This is a genomic window from Bradyrhizobium sp. Leo170 (genome assembly GCF_004296405.1).
GTDB lineage: Bacteria > Pseudomonadota > Alphaproteobacteria > Rhizobiales > Xanthobacteraceae > Bradyrhizobium.
The window spans coordinates 1-16,061 of sequence record NZ_PSRR01000197.1 but is presented as its reverse complement, the minus strand read 5'-3'; the positions used below and the strand labels follow the sequence as shown (position 1 = coordinate 16,061).

The window sequence follows — 16,061 nt, the reverse complement described above, 5'->3', positions numbered from 1 at the left end:
GGAATGTGCGCGTGAGCGGTTGCTTCCGCACCGACAATGTCGCTGCGGCGCATGCCGCCGCCTGCCATGGCCTTGGCATCGGATACGGTCCGTTCTGGCAGATCGCCGAACTGTTCGATCGCGGTGCGCTGGAGATATTGCTCGAAGAGTTCGAGGCTCCGCGGATTCCGATCCACGCGGTGTTCCCACCGAGCGGCATGCCACCAGCGAAGACGCGGCTGTTCGCCGACCTGCTCGTGGAACGCCTGAAGCGCGAACGCCTCTAACCTGATTTTCTCGATTTTCGGGAAGGTCAATTCTGCGCAGCGCTGATTGTCTCTCAGGCTCCGCGAACTCAACTTAGGGGCGGCTCAGCGCTGAATTCGCCTTGCCAGGCTTTTCAAATCGAGGAGCACGTCATGTCTCCCGACAGACGCACCCTGCTGCGTGCAGGCCTTGGCCTTACCGCGGCATTCGCTTCCGGTACTCAGATGAACACACCAGCACAAGCCAATTCGAACGACCGATCGCGGCTCAAGGGCGAACTCAGTCACGACGAGGCGGTTCGCGCCGCGGCGGCGGATGACTTCGGCCGGATCATTCGCAAAGAGCCGCGCGCGGTCTTGAAGCCAGCCGAGAGCGAAGACATCGCGACCGTGATGCGATGGGCAGCCGAGCGAGGATTGAAGGTCGCAGCGCGCGGCCAGGGCCATTCGACCTACGGCCGTTCGCTGACTGACGGCATCGTCGTCGATATGCGCGGGCTCAATCGCATCGGCGACGTCGAGGCTGACCGCATCGTGGTCGAGGCCGGAGCGACATGGCAGAGCGTGCTCGACGCGACGCTGGCGCGAGGGCTGACGCCGGCGGTGCTGACCAATTATCTCGGCCTGTCGGTCGGCGGCACGATCGCGATCGGCGGCATCGGCGGGACGTCGTCGCGATATGGCATGCAGGCTGATCATGTGCTCGAATTGAGCGTCGTCACGGGCGATGGCCGGGAGCTGACCTGTTCGGCGACCGAAAATCCCGATCTGTTCGATGCTGTCAGGGCCGGTCTCGGCCAATGCGGCATCATCACCCGCGCCAGCTTGCGCCTGGCGCGCGCGCCCGACCGGGTCCGCCGCTATCAGCTCTTTTATCGCGATCTGGCGTCCCTGACCGCGGATCAGCGGCGCATGTTAACGGCGGGGCGCTTCGACCAATTGCAGGGCGCGATCCTGCCCGACGGCAGCAGCGGCTGGCGCTACCAGCTCGACGGCGCGATCTTCTACAACCGCGATGCCGCGCCCGATGAAAGCACAGCGCTTGCGGACCTCGCGGACGATCGCGGCAAGGCCGTTATCACCGACCTCACCTATCGCGATGACGCGCTGGCCTTCGCCAAACTTGAAAACCTGCTGCGATCGAAGGGCCAGTGGTCCATTCCGCAGCCGTGGCTGTTCACATTCCTGCGCGGCAGCAATGCCGAACAGGTGGCGCGCGAGATCGTGGGCGGCCTGAGCAACGGGGACGTCGGGCCATTCGGACGGATCACCTGTTATCCGATGCTGACCGATGCGTTTCGCGCCCCGCTGGTGCGGTTGCCGGACGAGAGTATCGTTGTTCCATTCAACCTGGTCCGCATCCCTTCCGATACCGACGCGGCCTCGATCGCGCGGACGGTCGCGGCGAACCGCGCGTTCTACGATCGCATTCGCAAAGCTGGCGGCTTCCTCTATCCCGTCAGCGCCTTTCCAATGTCGTCAGACGATTGGCGCGAGCATTTCGGCCCGAAATGGCCGCTGCTGCGCGACGCCAGACAGCGCTACGATCCGCACAATCTGCTGACGCCCGGCTACAATCTGTTCCACGGCCAGGCATGATCGGTTCGCAGCCACGCGTCACTATTCCTCGAACAGCGCGCGCACGTCCTCTTCGGTGAGGGCCGCGCCGACGCGTCCCTCGCGATCGAACAGGCTGTCGGCCAAGGTGCGCTTCCGCGCCTTGAGCTCGTCCATCTTCTCCTCGATCGTACCCGATGCTACCAGCCGATAGATGAAGACCGGCTTGTCCTGGCCGATGCGATGGGCGCGATCGATCGCCTGCTCCTCGACGGCCGGATTCCACCAGGGATCGAAGATGACCACCGTATCGGCCGCCGTCAGGTTGAGCCCGACGCCTCCGGCCTTCAGGCTGATGAGGAAGACATCGCTGTGGCCGTCCTGAAACGCTTCGATCGCGCGCTTGCGATTGGTCGTTTCTCCAGTCAGGACGCTGTAGCGGATAGCCTCCGCATCGAACCTGACCTTGATCAGGTCGATCATCGAGGTGAACTGCGAGAAGACGATGATCTTCCGGCCCTCGCTCAAGAGTTCCACAACCATTTCCATCAGCCGATCAAGCTTGGCAGATGGGCGCTTGACACGATCGTCGAGCTTCAGCAGCGCCGGATCGCAGCAGGCCTGGCGCAGCCTGAGCAGCGCTTCGAGAACGACGATGTGGCTCTTGGCCAGGCCGCGCTCCAGGATTGCCTTGCGGACCTTGTCCGACATCGACAGTCGAATGGAATCGTAGAGGTCACGCTGACTGCCCTCCAATGCGATGCGCTCGACGATCTCGCTCTTGGCCGGCAGTTCCTTAACCACCTCCGCCTTGGTCCGGCGCAGCAGAAATGGTTTCACGCGCTGCGCCAGCGCTGCTGCGCGTCGCGTATCCGTGCGCTTCTCGATCGGGGTGCGCCAGCGCCGCCCGAAATCGGTCTTGTCGCCAAGAAATCCCGGATTGGCAAAGCTCATGATGGACCAGAGCTCGCCGAGATGATTTTCCACCGGCGTCCCCGTCAGGCAGAAGCGATGCCGCGCTTTGATGCCGCGCAACCAGCGGGTGGTCGCGGCATTGGGATTCTTGATCGTCTGCGCCTCGTCCAGCACGGCCATGTGCCAATCGCGAGACAGCAGGACTTCGTGATCCCGCGCAATCAGCGGATAGGTGGTCAGGACAAGATCATGTTCCGCGATGGCGGCGAAGCTTTGCTTGCGATCCGAGCCGTGAAGCACGAGGACCTTCAAATCCGGCGCGAATTTTTGCGCTTCGCTGAACCAGTTCGTCATCAGGCTGGTCGGAGCGACGACAAGGGCAGGCTCGCTAAGGTGACCGCGCGCCTTCTCCAGCGCCAACAGCGCCAGGATCTGGACGGTCTTGCCGAGCCCCATGTCGTCGGCCAGCACACCGCCAAGGCCGCTCTCCCGCAGCAGATCGAGCCAGTCCACTCCCTGCGCCTGGTACGTCCGCAGTTCGGCGCGAAAATTTGCAGGCAACGCCGGATTTGACAATTCGCGATCCCGAAGCAGATTGGCGAGGCGCCGAAGATTGTCGGCGCCGCTGAAAGCAAAGTCGTCATTCTCGAGCGCCAGCAGCGGCACGACATCCGCGCGCGAAAGCCTGATCTTTCCGGATGCCTCACCGAAAAGCCCGCTCAGGCTGAGGCTATGGAGCGCCAGCACCAATGGCAGGAAGCGATCGGCAGCGAGCGACAGGTGGCGGCCGTCGGCAAGCGGAAGATAGAAGTGGTCACCCGCCTCGGCGAGCTGCTTGATCCGATCGGGCGTGAAACTCGGTGTCGCGACCAAGGCAGCCAGAACCGGCGCCAGATCGCGTCGCTCGCCGTCGATTTCGACGCCGAGCGCCAGTTCGAACCAGTCGATACCGCTGGATTCCAATTCGGCATCGAAGACGCCCTGCGACGGCGCCAGCCGATACGGAAAATCGTCGTCGACCAGCACATCGAAGCCTTCCGCGCGCAACTCAGGAAGGCCGAACTCAAGAAAATCGAGCCAGGCGTGAGGCTCCCCGAAGGTCAGATCGTCCACATGGCCGCCATCGAGGAACCGGTGGATCAACCTCGCTTCGCGGAAATCGAATTCCAACAGCCGCTGGCGCGCGCCTTTCTCCTTCGACCGCCGTCGCGTGATCGTGTAGACTTCGCCGGCCCGAAATACCTCGAGCGGGTTTCCCTTTTCCTTGGGCTCGATCTCGACGGGGCCGTAGCGGAAACTGAGATGGGCAACCGCGGTCCGATCGGGCCTGTCGTGGAAATACTGGGCACTCAGGCCCTCGCGTCCTCGCTTGAGCCGCAAGATCGGAATCGGATCGTCGTCGATCTTCACCGCCGCTGCCGGCGTTCCCGGCAACAAGCCTCGATGAAGCTGCGGCAACCTTTCGCCGAGGCGGCGCGCCACTTCCGCGACTTGCGCGCGCGGGATGACGGGCGCCGACAAGAGCTGATAGGCAAGCCGAGGCGGCAGGCTCAGTTCGACCGGGCCGATCACGCCTGCGGCCTCGTCCATATAAACCGGCGGCTCGGCGTTAAGGCCCATCGCTCCCGGCACCGTCAGTTGCGGGGCAAGGCCCTGCTTGCTGGCCTGGCGCCAATCGATGCGTCCCTCGCGCGCCTCGCCCCACTGTAGCGGCCGCCCCTTGTGATCGCGCCAGAACGCACGTCCGGTCGCGATGATTTGCTGCAGGAGTTCGCGGGATTGCAACCGAGGTGGGTGATAGTACGCCCCTCGCTCTCTCGTGAGCTGCATCAGAATGTCGATGTCGGTATCGCGAAAATACTTCGGCGCACGTTCGGGCGAAAAGCCGGAGATGCCCGGACGCGTAGGGCTGCCCCCGAACGTCCCGTCCTTGCGCATCTGGATCGAGAGTAGCGACACCCCCAGCAACGGCATCTGCGCACCCGCTTCAGCGGGCTGCAGGCAGTAGAGCAACCGATGCGTCACATCGACGGGATAATCGTCTCCGCGCATGGCGGCGCCGATACTGTCGAGCCATGCGGTGACATCGTAAGGCAGAATCGGCACGGAGCGGACGGGAGTCTTGCCGATGTCCGTTTTCCGCTCGGACGGCAATGCACCGCTCAGCGCCTGGAGCATCGTCGCCACGACATGCTTGCAATTGACTCCGACTGGACAACTGCAAGTGCCGTCGAGGTCGACTAGACGCCCATGGTCGAATTCGAGCTCGATGTCGACACGATAGGGGCTGGGCTCACCTCCGCGCACCTTGCCGCGGATGCGCACGAGGTCGTCGCTGATTTCCAATCCCGTGACGCGCCCTTGGGCCTGGTAGGCGTAGCCCTTCTCAAATGCGGAACGGCTGAAGAAGCTGTAGATGTCCTTTGTCTTGACGACATCCGAGAGCCTCTGACCGAAATCCTCGACTGCAGACATTTGCTATGATCCGGCAATAACGGGCGGGACCCGTGATCTTTCGCGATCACGCCCGCCCGAACAGCTTGGTCATAGTAATGCGCCGAACTCGTGGTGCAAATTTGCCTGGCGCGGCCGAGCCCCATCGCGCCGGTTCATTGCGAAGGTCCGGTTCTTTTCAACAGAAATTTTGGTGAGTCGAGACTTGTTTGGAAAGGAGTACCACCGCGGCCAGTTCCCGCTCCCGCCGCTGTCGTGGGTAGCCGTGCGTTTCTCACGCCGTTCTCTGAACCGCGCTCCATGTCGCCGTGCTCGAGGCATCGGCTTCCATCGCCGAGATCTTGCCGGTGTTGAAATCGACGACGAACGTCACGATGCTGGATTTCACGGCTGCCGTGGCCTGCACCGCGCTTCCGCTCGCATTCTGCGCCGCGGTGGCCGACACAGCGGCGCTGTTCATGGCGAAGGTGAATATCTGGCGGTTGCCGACCTTCGCGCTCGATACCATCGTGTATTGTTTTCCCGCGCCACCACTGCCAACTCCAGCGGAGCCGCCGAACAGCGTTGACGATGCGCTGGAACCATCGGGGCCGTAAATCTGGACGTCGCTGTTGTTGGTCAGCGCGTTGCCCGTGGCGGTGACGTGGAAGCCATTGAAGGAGAGCGTCTCCGAGAAGCTACGCTTCGGGAGGATCGTGCCGGGCGGCGGCGCGTCGCCATTCGCGTCAGTCGAGGTCACGTTGCGGTTGCCGGCAATCACCGTCACTTCGGTGGTGCTGGTCAGCGAAATCCCTGCCAGTTCTTCGAAGCTGACCGGTTTGCCGCCTGAAGAGGACGCTTGTGCCTTGTCGGACGAAGAATGCAGCGGCTGGGGCTTGCCCGCCGCTCTCAGCGATTGGACCAGGGCCGACAGCCTGTCGGCCGCGACCTGATCTGTTTTTGCCTGAGCCAAAACCTGCTTCGCCCGATCGGAGAGATCGACAATGTCGGCCGGATCGCCCGGGATTTCGCGTCTGATGACGTGGCGCCGTCCGGCTGAAGATCGTCCGCCACGGACGAGGCAGCATCAGCGAGCAAGGATGCAACGGAGCCATAGGCCGACGAGCTGGTCGCGCTGATCACACTCATCTCTTGCTACCCCTCCTGGGCGCGATGCCGTGTCATGGCGAAAGCATGTCGGCTGCCAAACGGCCATTGCGATCACGCGACAGCTTTACCCGCGCCGATGAAGGAATGGTTAACGAAACATGAGCAGAGCGATAAACGCACCGACATCGTCGCGCAGGCGCGAAGGACGTGGCTACAGTCACACCACTTCGAGCGGCACGAACGGCCCGTCCGGCAACCGCACGACAATGGCATCGTCCGGCCGCACCTCGCCGCCTTCAACGACAATGCCCATCACGCCGCCCTTGCGAACCAGTTTGCCATCGACGCGCGCGATGATCTCGCGCAGCATCCCCGGCTGAAACGTATCGATCTGCACGCAACAACTGCGCAAGCCCATGATCTCCACGACCGCATCGCGCCCGATTTGCAGCCGCGTGCCCACGGGCAACGCCATCAGGTCGATCCCGCGCGTAGAGATGTTCTCGCCGAGGTCGCCGGGCCGTACGACGAAACCCTTGCGGGTCAGATCGTCGATGAGCTCCGCCTGGATGAGATGAACCTGCCGCAGGTTCGGCCGCGCCGGGTCTCGTTCCGCATCGAAGCGGTGCCTGACCAGCGGCCCACAATGCGCGTCGCCGTCGATGCCGAGCCCCTTGCGCAGCATGATGACATCTTGCGGATGTTTGGTGAAGCTGTGCGTGCCGCTGAGGAAAACACCGAGCACGAAAGCCGACTGAGTGTCGGTCAAACCAAGCATGGCACAAACTCCGTTGTGCGGATATGCGTTGGTTGACGTTAACGCCTACGCGGCAAGCTCGACGAGCAAACCGTCTGCTTGTTGTTTTTCACGCCGAAAACAGCTTGGCAAGCCTAACTATCAGGCACCAGATGCCTAGCCCGGCTTGCTGCCGTCGAGGCTGACGATGACGGCGGCGTTGGCGATGATGATGGTATCGCTGCCCTGCTCGGCCGGAATCTCGAGCCCGCCTTTGACCGCGGTGACGGTCACCGTGCCGTAGGGCAGTTCCTTCGCAACAACTGCCGTATCGACCGCATCGGGATTCGGCACGCCAATGGTGACATCGACGAACATGTCGTTGGCGGTCTTGCCGAGCATGCGGAAGAAGCCGAGGCTCGAATGGCGGATGGCGTCCGAGACCGCGCGCCTGGCTGCCTTGGTCGCGTCCTTGCCGTGAACATCGACGCCCATGCCCATCTCGGTGATACAGCGAACGCGTGCCATTGGATTTCCTGCTTGTCGTTGGGCGCAATGAAGCTGACGCAAGCCAAACCAGGCCCACCCCGCTCGATCATTCGCTTAAAGGATAGCGTACAATTCTGCGGCCGCAAATTCGAAAACGCCAACCGTCGGCCGCCTCATCAAAATCCGTCCGCGGCTCTGTCAAGTATTCCTGCTCCGCAAGCTTTCCGCGAGCGCGGAAAGCGCACTGGCAAGTTGTGTTGCAGCTTCCGGCGGAGGCAGCGGCACTTTGAGGTTTTGCACACCGGTGGTCGGATCACGCTCAATCCATGGATGACTCGGAGCGTCCGGATCGTTGGCAGCGGCTAGAGCGCCCATGAGTTGCACGCCAACCTGCACCAGCGCCTGCCACGGATCGGAGCCTCCGCCGTGCGGCGGCGCTCCGGAACCATCAGTCCGCACGATCGCCATCTTGCCGGCACCAACGTCCACAAATGCACCTGCATCTTCCACAGCTTCGGCATCATCGGTCGCAGGGATATTCCTCACTTCCTCGGCTGGCGTCACGGTCTCGCCGTCACCCATGTTTCCAGTGACGTTTTCCACCTCCTTCATGAAGCGAGTGAGACGCGATCCGCCGAGCGAAATCTCGCCGCTGCCGCCGTCGAGAATTCCCGCCGACAGCGAGCGCTTGAAGGCCAGCACCGACAGCATGCCCTCCTCAATGGTGCCCTTTGCCACGAAATTGATAACCCGCACCGGCCGGGCCTGGCCCAGGCGATGGACGCGCGCGATGCGCTGCTCAAGGATCGCCGGATTCCACGGCAAATCCACGTTCACCAGTGTCGAGGCATGCTGCAAATTGAGCCCGGTGCTGCCGGCGTCGGTGGACAGGAAGACGCGGCAGGCAGGATCGTCACGAAACTGCGCGACCAGCGCCGGCCGCTTGTCCGATGGCACGCCGCCGTGGAAACTGACGTAGCCCAGCCCGCGCGCCTCGAGGCGGCGGATGATGATGTCGTGGGTCCGCGTCCACTGCGAGAATACGACCGCCTTGGCGTCGGGCTCGGCGAACAATTGATCGAACAGCGCCGCCAACTCGTCGGCCTTGACTCCGTGGTCGGTCTCCTGGTCCAGCAGATAGGTGCTGTTGCACGACATGCGCATGTTCTGTAGCGCACAGGCCAGCCGCCGCTGATCCTTGTCCGACAGAAACCTGGTCTTGCGCCAGCGCTGGACGATCTTCGCCACCTGATCCGCGTTGTCCCGGTGGTGCAGCATTTGCATCTCGGTCATCGGCACCAGCAAGTTCTGATCGGTCCGGCTCGGCAGTTGCCGCAGCACCTCGGATTTGCGGCGGCGGATCATGACCGGTGCGAGCGTTTGGCCGATCTTCTCCAATCCGGTATAGCCGGTGACACGCCCGGCTTCGTCCCTGACCTGATGCTCGTGCAGCAGCTTCCAGGTCGGTCCAAGCCGGTGTTGATCGACGAACTGAACGATGGAGATCAACTCTTCCAACTTGTTTTCCAGAGGCGTCCCGGTGAGCACGATCGCATAGGAACTATCGATGCGCTTCAAGGCGCGCGCCGCAATGGTGTTCCAGTTCTTCACACGTTGCGCTTCATCGACGATGACCAGTTCGGGCGCCCAGGCGGCGATCAGGTCCAGATCGGGCTTGAGCTTCTCGTAATTCGTGATCTTGCAGAAATCGTCCAGGGCGTACTCCTTCTGCCGCTGCGCCCGGCCACCGCTGATGACGCGCGCCGCATTTTCGCCCTGTCGCCCCGAGAAACGCGTTACCTCGCTTTGCCACTGGTACTTGAGCGAAGTCGGGCAGATCACCAAGACTTTCGAGACGCCAAAATGCCGCGCCAATATCTCCGTCGCCGCGATCGCCTGGATGGTCTTGCCCAGTCCCATCTCGTCGCCGATCAGCGCCCGACCCGCCCGCACCGCGAACAGCGCGCCCTCAGCCTGGTAGGGATAGAGCGGCACCTTCAGAAGCGCCAGAAGCTTGGGATCCGCGGCACCACGGGGGAACAACTGCTCGAGTTTTGACGCCCGCCGATCCGCATCGCGCCTTCCTGCGACGAAATCGAGCGCATCGTCATAGGCGTGGAGTTCATGACCGTGTTTCGATGTCACGGCCATGAACGGTTCAAGTTCGCCGAAGCGCTCCTCTGGCAGGATTCCGTTGCGTGCGACGTCGAACAACTCGCCGGCGGCCTTGCTCACCGCCGGCGGACAATCCGTTCCGGCGCGAAAATACACGCTCCGTTTGCCCTCATTGCGCAAATACAGTTCGGAAAATGCAGGTTGGTAGCCGCGCGCAAACGCCGCCCTGGCGCCGCGCTTTTTCTCAAGCCGGGCAAGCGTGAATTCGATGTGCTTGCATGTTCCCAACTCGCTGGTGGCATAGTCGGGGCATGAACAGAAATTGCCACCGGGTCCCAACCCTCGAATCGCAACGCGATAGCTGGATTCCGATGCGGGATTGCTGACCCGAAACTCGGAGAAGTACGGTTCGCTGCCCAGATTCTCGAGCCCGAAGGCCTGCTCCCGGCCAAACTGGCGTCGCAAGCCGCGCTGCCAGTCCACCGGGGACAAATCTCCAGGTGCTTGCGTGCGCGAGAGCTTGGGTTCTTTGCCCGGCTTGGTTGCCGGTTTCAGGCGCGTGGATCTCATCGAATTACGTCCATCTGGAAGGTTTCGCGTGACACATTGATTTGGCCTCTCAGCATTCCGCTCTTATCACATAAGATCATGATCCGATTGGACGCAATGTGATCATGATCTCATCTCTTTGTTTGAGCATGATCTCCGCGCAAACGCTTCGCGTTTGTCGCGACGGAAAACTGGTTTCACTTTTCCGGACCAAGTTCCAGCGGCACTGATGGCTGCTTCCGTTCCAATTTCTTTCGGCGCGTCATGAGACGACAGCTAGCCGCCGGCTTCACAAAACGGGCGGCCCTGCCCCGGTTTTCGCGGCTGTTTGCGCCATCGTCAATGACCGAGGCTACCAGACCGAGGGGATGAACCGATAGCGCACGCGCGCGGCGTACTCATCGTAACCTTTGAGCTCCGCCCTCAATGCGCCCTCCTCATGCAGGGTTCGCCATGCGATGCCGAGAATGAACACCACCGACATCGCAAGACCGATCCAGGAGCCGAGCAGCAGCGGCAGACCGACGATAAGGAGCAAAGCGCTCGCATACATCGGGTGCCGGACAATGGCGTACGGGCCGGTATCGATCACCCGCTGATCCTCCTGGATCTTCACCACGGGGGCGGCAAAGGTATTTTCCCGAAAGGTCCACCACACGCCGAGCAGATAGAGCACGGTCAGGACGCCGCCAACCACCTGCAGCCAGACCGGCACCGCGGTAAATCCCGTGCGCGCGGCATCCCATGACATGAACATCATCCAGGCGCAGAACAGCACGATGAAGAGCGTCAGCCAGATCCGGTCCCACAGCTTCTGGTCACGCTGCACCGGCGAACTCATGCGCTCGCGCAACAGGCGCGGATTGCGCTTGGCGAGCCACAGGGTGATCGCAAGGCCGCCGATCGCGAATACGGCGAGGAACGCCCAGCCTCCGGGATAAGCCAGGGTGCCGGCCGGCCACAGGATCATGGCGGCCACGATCGCGGTCCAGACCACGATCTGAAGGGTGACTTTCACCATGACATGGCTCCCGATGATTGGCGCCCGTTCATGGGCCGTTGATCGCGACCGATGCGACGGGTTTGGCCATCCAGCCGACGTAAGTGAGATAGAGACCGATCGCGACGAGCGCGCCGAATCCGAACCGCACCAGCGGCAGCAGGTTCACCGACGCAGCCGCGCCGCGCTCGATCAGTTGCGGCGCCGCCATCAGCACGACGCCACGAAGCGCCAGGATCCAGCCGAAAAGCGAAATGATCACCGCCGGCGCGCTCGACCAATATGGGTGAAGGGCGATGATCAGGAGTCCGAGGAATAGCAGCTGTGCGCCAGCAAACCAGGGAAACAACTGGTTCTCGAAGAACGTGGCGGCAAACGTGCCCATCTCCGGTGCGCGCAGGAGGATGATTCCGGGAACGATGACGAACCAGGGGCCCATGACGCGCGCGAAGGCGCGGGTTCGGGCGCAAGACTCAGGCGTGGCGACCATGGCAGCTCTCCGCTCTGTCGCCCCATCTTTGGACAAATCCGCAATATTCAGTATATTCGGGAAATGCCGAATATGTCAAACAAAGGTCCGACCGGCGCCGAACAGCGCTTCATCGAAGACGTGGCGCGGCTGCTGGTGCCTTGGGGCGTTCCGCAGGCGGCCGCCCGCCTCTACGGCTATCTGCTGCTGTTCCCGGAGCCGGTCAGCCTCGACCGCATGGCGGCCGATCTCGAGATGAGCAAGAGCACCGCCAGCGTCGCCGCCCGGCTCCTGGAGAAATACACGCTGGCGCGCCGCCACGGCCAACGCGGCAGCAAACGTGTGCTCTATGAAGTGTCCGACAATTACGAGGGTATGCTGACCGAGCAGAATCGCCTGCTCGATGCGCTCGCCGAACTCCTGAAGCAGGGCGCGGGCATCGCGGCCCGCGGAAAGACGCGCAGTCGCATGGAGGAGATGGCCGAATTCCACATGACGATCCGCCAGTCGATGGAAGCTGCGCTGAAGCGCTGGCGCACAAGGAAGACGCGGTAGATCGCCGACGCATCCATCGAGTTCCTCCTCACGCCGGCACTGGCGCGGGCTCGGCCTTGACCTTGGCAAACGGCCTGAACGTCAACGCGATCAGGAAAGCGCCAAGTCCAACGGCCCAGGAGCCGATGTAAAGCCAAGCATAGCTGGCGAAGGTGTCGTAGATCAAACCTCCGGCCACCGGCCCTGTCGCCATGCCGAGGCTGCCTGCCATGGCCGTTCCGCCGATCACCGTGCCCATCATCCGTAGCGGAAAATTCTCCCGCGCAAGCACGGCATAGAGCGGCATGGTGCCGGCATAGATGAAGCCGAACACAGCCGCGACGGCGTAGAACGCGCTGAGCTCGCGCACGAAGGCGTAGGCGAGCGCGCCGAATGCCTGGGCGAACAGCCCCGAGACCAGCACGCGCTTGGCGCCAAAGCGGTCGCCGAGCAGGCCGAACGCGATACGGCCGCCCATTCCCGCCAGACCTTCGACGCTGTAGATCGTGACGGCGGCGATCATCGGTATCCCGCAGCTAATCGCGTAGCTCACGGTATGGATGATCGGCCCCGAATGGGTGGCGCAACAGAAGAAATTGGTCGCGAGCAGCACGATGAACTGCGGCGAGCGCAGGGCTTGCGCCAGCGACATCGACGGTTGCGGCTCGCTCTCGCCGGAGGCAGGCGCGTGTTCGCGCTCAAGCGCCGGCGGGCGGCGCACCAGCAACGATATGGGAATCATGATGCAGGCGACGGCGACGGCAAGAATCTGAAGCGAGGTTCTCCAGTCATGGATCGAGACGAGCCAGGCGGCGAGCGGCGACATGGTCATGGGCGCCATCCCCATTCCAGCCGAAACCAGCGACACGGCAAGGCTGCGATGGGTCTCGAACCAGCCGGTGACGCAGGCCATCATCGGCGCGAAGATCGCGGCAGCCGCGCCGCCCACCATCAGGCCGAAGATGAATTGAAACGCGACCAGCGATGAGGCAAGGCTGGCCAGCGCCAGGCTTGCCGCAAGCACGATCGACCCGGTCAGCACCACCGGCAGCGGTCCGAGCCGATCGGACAGGGTTCCCCAGATCATGCTCGTAAACGCCATCGCCAGGAAGCCGATGGTCATGGCACTGGACACGCCGGTGACCGACCAGCCGGTGTCCCGCGTGATCGGCAGCAGAAAAACCGGCAGCGAGAACATCCCGCCGATGGCAACGCAGCCCAGAAGCCCGCCGGCTCCGACGATCACCCAGCGATAGTGAGCATCCTTCATTCCCTGTCTCCACAGCAGCTATCCCTGGCTCCAAGACGAACGCGAGGCGCCAAAGTCGACATGCGGAGGCTCGCTCCAGCTCACTTTTTCGCGAACTCATTCCCGGCTATCAGCCGATCTCGATTCGATCAGCAACCTGACGCGTTCGGCGTCCGCCGGCGTCGCCGGATTGTAGACCACCATGCCGAGATCGGGCCGGCCGTCCACGGCGAAGGCCGAATATTCGAAACTGATCGGCCCAAGGATCGGATGCCGCAGGCGTTTGACGCCCTCGCCGTAACCGTGGACGTCGTTGGCGCGCCACAACCTCTCGAAATCGGGGCTCAGCCGGCAAAGCTCTTCCACGAGCGCACCGACCTTCTCGGTGGCGCCGGCGCGCGCCGCATCGACCCGGAATGCACCAACCACGAACCGCGCGACGCTTTCCCAATCGAACTGCGCAGCACGGACGCGCGGATCGCAGAAGATCATGCGCAGGATGTTGCGTTGCTCCGGCGGCAGCGATCCGTAATCGGTCAGCACCACGGCCGCTGCGCAATTCCAGGCGACGACGTCCCAGGTCGCGGTCTTCACCAGCGCCGGACTGACCTCGAGCGCATCGAGCACGCGTTGCAGCCGCGGCGTCACGCCTTCGGTCGCCTGGTAACGAACCTCAGGCGGACGGCCGAGGCCGAGCAGGAAGAGATGCTCGCGCTCGACCTCCGTCAGCATCAGCGCGCGGGCGATGCGATTGAGCACGTCGGCCGACGGCGCGCCCCCTCGCCCCTGTTCCAGCCATGTGTACCAGGTCGCGCTGATGTTGGCGCGTTGGGCCACCTCCTCCCGCCGGAGCCCGGGAGTGCGCCGCCGTGTCCCGGACAAGCCGAACGCAGCGGGATCGAGCTTGGTGCGGCGGTCTTTCAAGTACGCCCCGAGCAGGTTCTCGTTCGCGGCTGAAATGCTCATCCTGTTAGCCATTATACCCTGATAACGTCACTACTTTACCAGGATATCGCTCACGCAGACAGTGCGCTCCGACTGAACCTTGGAGACTTCCTCATGCGTGTCTTTGTCACCGGCGCCACTGGATTCGTTGGCTCCGCCGTTGTCCACGAACTGATCGCCGCCGGCCACCGGGTGATCGGTCTCACCCGCTCGGATACGGGAGCAGCGGCCCTCACCACTGCCGGCGCGGAAGTGCATCGCGGATCGCTCGAAGATCTCGACAGCCTGCGCAGCGGTGCGGCGGCGGCTGATAGCGTGATCCATCTGGCCTTCAACCATGACTTCTCGAAGTTCATCGAGAACTGCGAGATGGACCGGCGCGCCATTGAGGCGATCGGCGCCGTGCTCGAGGGCTCCGAACGTCCCCTGCTCGTCACCGGCGGTGTCGCGCTGCTGGCGCCGGGGCGCCTTGCGACCGAGGAAGATCCGCACGCCGCCAACTTCCCGCGCAAGTCGGAGGTTGCGGCCGCCGCACTGGCGGCGCGCAGCGTGCGCGCCGTCTTCAGTGGACATGATCGATCTCCGTTCGGCGCGCGCCTTTGCGGGCCGAAAGTCGCGCGTGGAAGTCGGCGCTCAGCATCGCCAGCGTAACTTCGCCGAGACGCGCGAGCAGGAGCGCCTCCGCATCATGAAACGCCTTGTCGAGCGCTGCATTGACGGCCTGTTCGACCAGGCAATCCGGCGCGTCGGTCCGATTGCCCATCGCAAGCAATGACGGGCAGCCCAGCGCGTCATAGACATCGCGCAACGTCACCTCTTCGAGATTTCGCGCCAGCACCCATCCGCCGCCATGGCCCTTTTCGGATCGGACATAGCCGCAGTCGCGCAGCCCCGCCATGATCCGCCGGATCACGACCGGATTGGTGCACATCGCTTTCGCCAGCACCTCTGATGTCACGGGGCCATCGTGCTCGGCCATGTGCAGCAGCACGTGAAGCACCCCAGATAATCGGCTATCTCGTCTCATGTAACATCAAATAGTACATGGCCACTTATCGATCAAGCACCGCCTCGCCTACCTGACCTGAACCAACGGCAGGAACACGGTGTCGACCCAGGCTTTCCGCAGGGACGGCGGCGGCGCCGAAAAGTTCATGATGACGTGGTACCGAAAGAGGTCGCCGAGCAGAGAAGCCACCGGAGGCGTCAGCTTTGCTGCATCGATCTCACCGCGCTTCACGGCGCGTTCCAGAATCACCGAAAAAGGTCGTGCTCCACCTTCGATGAGGGCGGCGTGCAGATCCTTCGGTGTCGACCAGTTCTCCGAGAAATAATTGCTCGAAAACAGGGTGAAGGCCGCCGCCGTTCCGGCGGCGCGATCAGCCGCCCGCTTCAGAAACTCCAGCAACTCCGTTCGCACATCGCCCCGATCCGGCACCTCCAGTGGGTGCTTCGCCATTTGCCGCCGAATGGCCGCGATGGCGAGCGGCGCCTTTCCGTCCCATCGGCGCGCAAGCACGGGACGGCTCGTCCCTGCCCTTTCCGCGACCGCCTCCATCGTCAGCGCGGCATAACCGCGCTCGGCCAGTTCGAGCCACGCGGCCTCCAGGATTGCCTCTTCCAACTCCGCGCCACGACGTCGCTCGGCCATAATTATACTCACTCCAAATAAGATGCATTAATGCATCTTGACTCCAAGTTGCGGTTACGACTAG

General features: G+C 63.0%; 14 protein-coding genes and 1 pseudogene. 4 read left to right on the top strand and 11 right to left on the bottom strand.

Translation table 11 applies throughout. The features are described 5' to 3' along the window. Both CWO89_RS27555 and CWO89_RS27550 read left to right on the top strand, forming a co-directional pair. Positions 1 to 266: LysR substrate-binding domain-containing protein (locus CWO89_RS27555; protein WP_245476616.1), on the top strand; the 266-nt coding region annotated here is incomplete at its 5' end. Between the two features lie 132 nt (positions 267 to 398). After that, entirely contained in the window at positions 399 to 1,844 is a 1,446-nt protein-coding gene (locus CWO89_RS27550) for an FAD-binding protein (RefSeq protein WP_130581758.1), read from the top strand. Between the two features lie 21 nt (positions 1,845 to 1,865). Here the strand turns inward: CWO89_RS27550 and CWO89_RS27545 are convergent, their stop codons facing one another. From CWO89_RS27545 to CWO89_RS27515, 7 genes are all read right to left on the bottom strand, one after another. Further along, positions 1,866 to 5,192, bottom strand: a complete 3,327-nt coding sequence (locus tag CWO89_RS27545) for a DEAD/DEAH box helicase (RefSeq protein ID WP_130581757.1) — start codon at positions 5,190 to 5,192, stop codon at positions 1,866 to 1,868. A gap of 253 nt (positions 5,193 to 5,445) precedes the next feature. Further along, positions 5,446 to 6,123, bottom strand: coding sequence for a hypothetical protein (locus CWO89_RS27540; RefSeq protein WP_130581756.1), 678 nt, complete (start codon positions 6,121 to 6,123; stop codon positions 5,446 to 5,448). 354 nt (positions 6,124 to 6,477) lie between these two features. Beyond that, positions 6,478 to 7,038, bottom strand: coding sequence for an MOSC domain-containing protein (locus CWO89_RS27535; RefSeq protein ID WP_130581755.1), 561 nt, complete (start codon positions 7,036 to 7,038; stop codon positions 6,478 to 6,480). A gap of 135 nt (positions 7,039 to 7,173) precedes the next feature. Next, positions 7,174 to 7,524 (bottom strand): Lin0512 family protein, encoded by a 351-nt coding sequence (locus tag CWO89_RS27530; RefSeq protein ID WP_130581754.1) that lies wholly within the window; start codon positions 7,522 to 7,524, stop codon positions 7,174 to 7,176. A gap of 159 nt (positions 7,525 to 7,683) precedes the next feature. Next, positions 7,684 to 10,170 carry a DEAD/DEAH box helicase gene (locus tag CWO89_RS27525; protein WP_130581753.1) on the bottom strand — a complete coding sequence of 829 codons (2,487 nt, stop codon included), beginning with the start codon at positions 10,168 to 10,170 and terminating at the stop codon, positions 7,684 to 7,686. 331 nt (positions 10,171 to 10,501) lie between these two features. Next, positions 10,502 to 11,170 carry a methyltransferase family protein gene (locus CWO89_RS27520; protein WP_130581752.1) on the bottom strand — a complete coding sequence of 223 codons (669 nt, stop codon included), beginning with the start codon at positions 11,168 to 11,170 and terminating at the stop codon, positions 10,502 to 10,504. A 28-nt stretch (positions 11,171 to 11,198) separates the two neighbouring features. Continuing rightward, entirely contained in the window at positions 11,199 to 11,639 is a 441-nt protein-coding gene (locus tag CWO89_RS27515; protein ID WP_130581751.1) for a hypothetical protein, read from the bottom strand. 72 nt (positions 11,640 to 11,711) lie between these two features. On the opposite strand from CWO89_RS27515, the gene CWO89_RS27510 reads away from it, so the two are divergent. Further along, positions 11,712 to 12,173, top strand: coding sequence for a GbsR/MarR family transcriptional regulator (locus tag CWO89_RS27510; protein WP_245476615.1), 462 nt, complete (start codon positions 11,712 to 11,714; stop codon positions 12,171 to 12,173). 28 nt (positions 12,174 to 12,201) lie between these two features. Here the strand turns inward: CWO89_RS27510 and CWO89_RS27505 are convergent, their stop codons facing one another. Both CWO89_RS27505 and CWO89_RS27500 read right to left on the bottom strand, forming a co-directional pair. Beyond that, positions 12,202 to 13,422, bottom strand: coding sequence for an MFS transporter (locus tag CWO89_RS27505; protein ID WP_130581749.1), 1,221 nt, complete (start codon positions 13,420 to 13,422; stop codon positions 12,202 to 12,204). A gap of 96 nt (positions 13,423 to 13,518) precedes the next feature. Next, entirely contained in the window at positions 13,519 to 14,367 is an 849-nt protein-coding gene (locus tag CWO89_RS27500; protein ID WP_130581748.1) for a helix-turn-helix transcriptional regulator, read from the bottom strand. A gap of 93 nt (positions 14,368 to 14,460) precedes the next feature. Between CWO89_RS27500 and CWO89_RS27495 the strand changes: the two are divergent. After that, positions 14,461 to 14,904, top strand: a pseudogene (locus CWO89_RS27495) (NAD-dependent epimerase/dehydratase family protein); the annotation flags it as partial. Positions 14,905 to 14,908: 4 nt separating this feature from the next. On the opposite strand, the gene CWO89_RS27490 reads toward CWO89_RS27495, so the two are convergent. Together CWO89_RS27490 and CWO89_RS27485 are read right to left on the bottom strand one after the other, a co-directional pair. Continuing rightward, positions 14,909 to 15,373, bottom strand: a complete 465-nt coding sequence (locus CWO89_RS27490) for an RrF2 family transcriptional regulator (RefSeq protein ID WP_130581746.1) — start codon at positions 15,371 to 15,373, stop codon at positions 14,909 to 14,911. A 48-nt stretch (positions 15,374 to 15,421) separates the two neighbouring features. After that, positions 15,422 to 15,997 carry a TetR/AcrR family transcriptional regulator gene (locus CWO89_RS27485; RefSeq protein ID WP_207234585.1) on the bottom strand — a complete coding sequence of 192 codons (576 nt, stop codon included), beginning with the start codon at positions 15,995 to 15,997 and terminating at the stop codon, positions 15,422 to 15,424. Positions 15,998 to 16,061 lie beyond the last annotated feature (64 nt).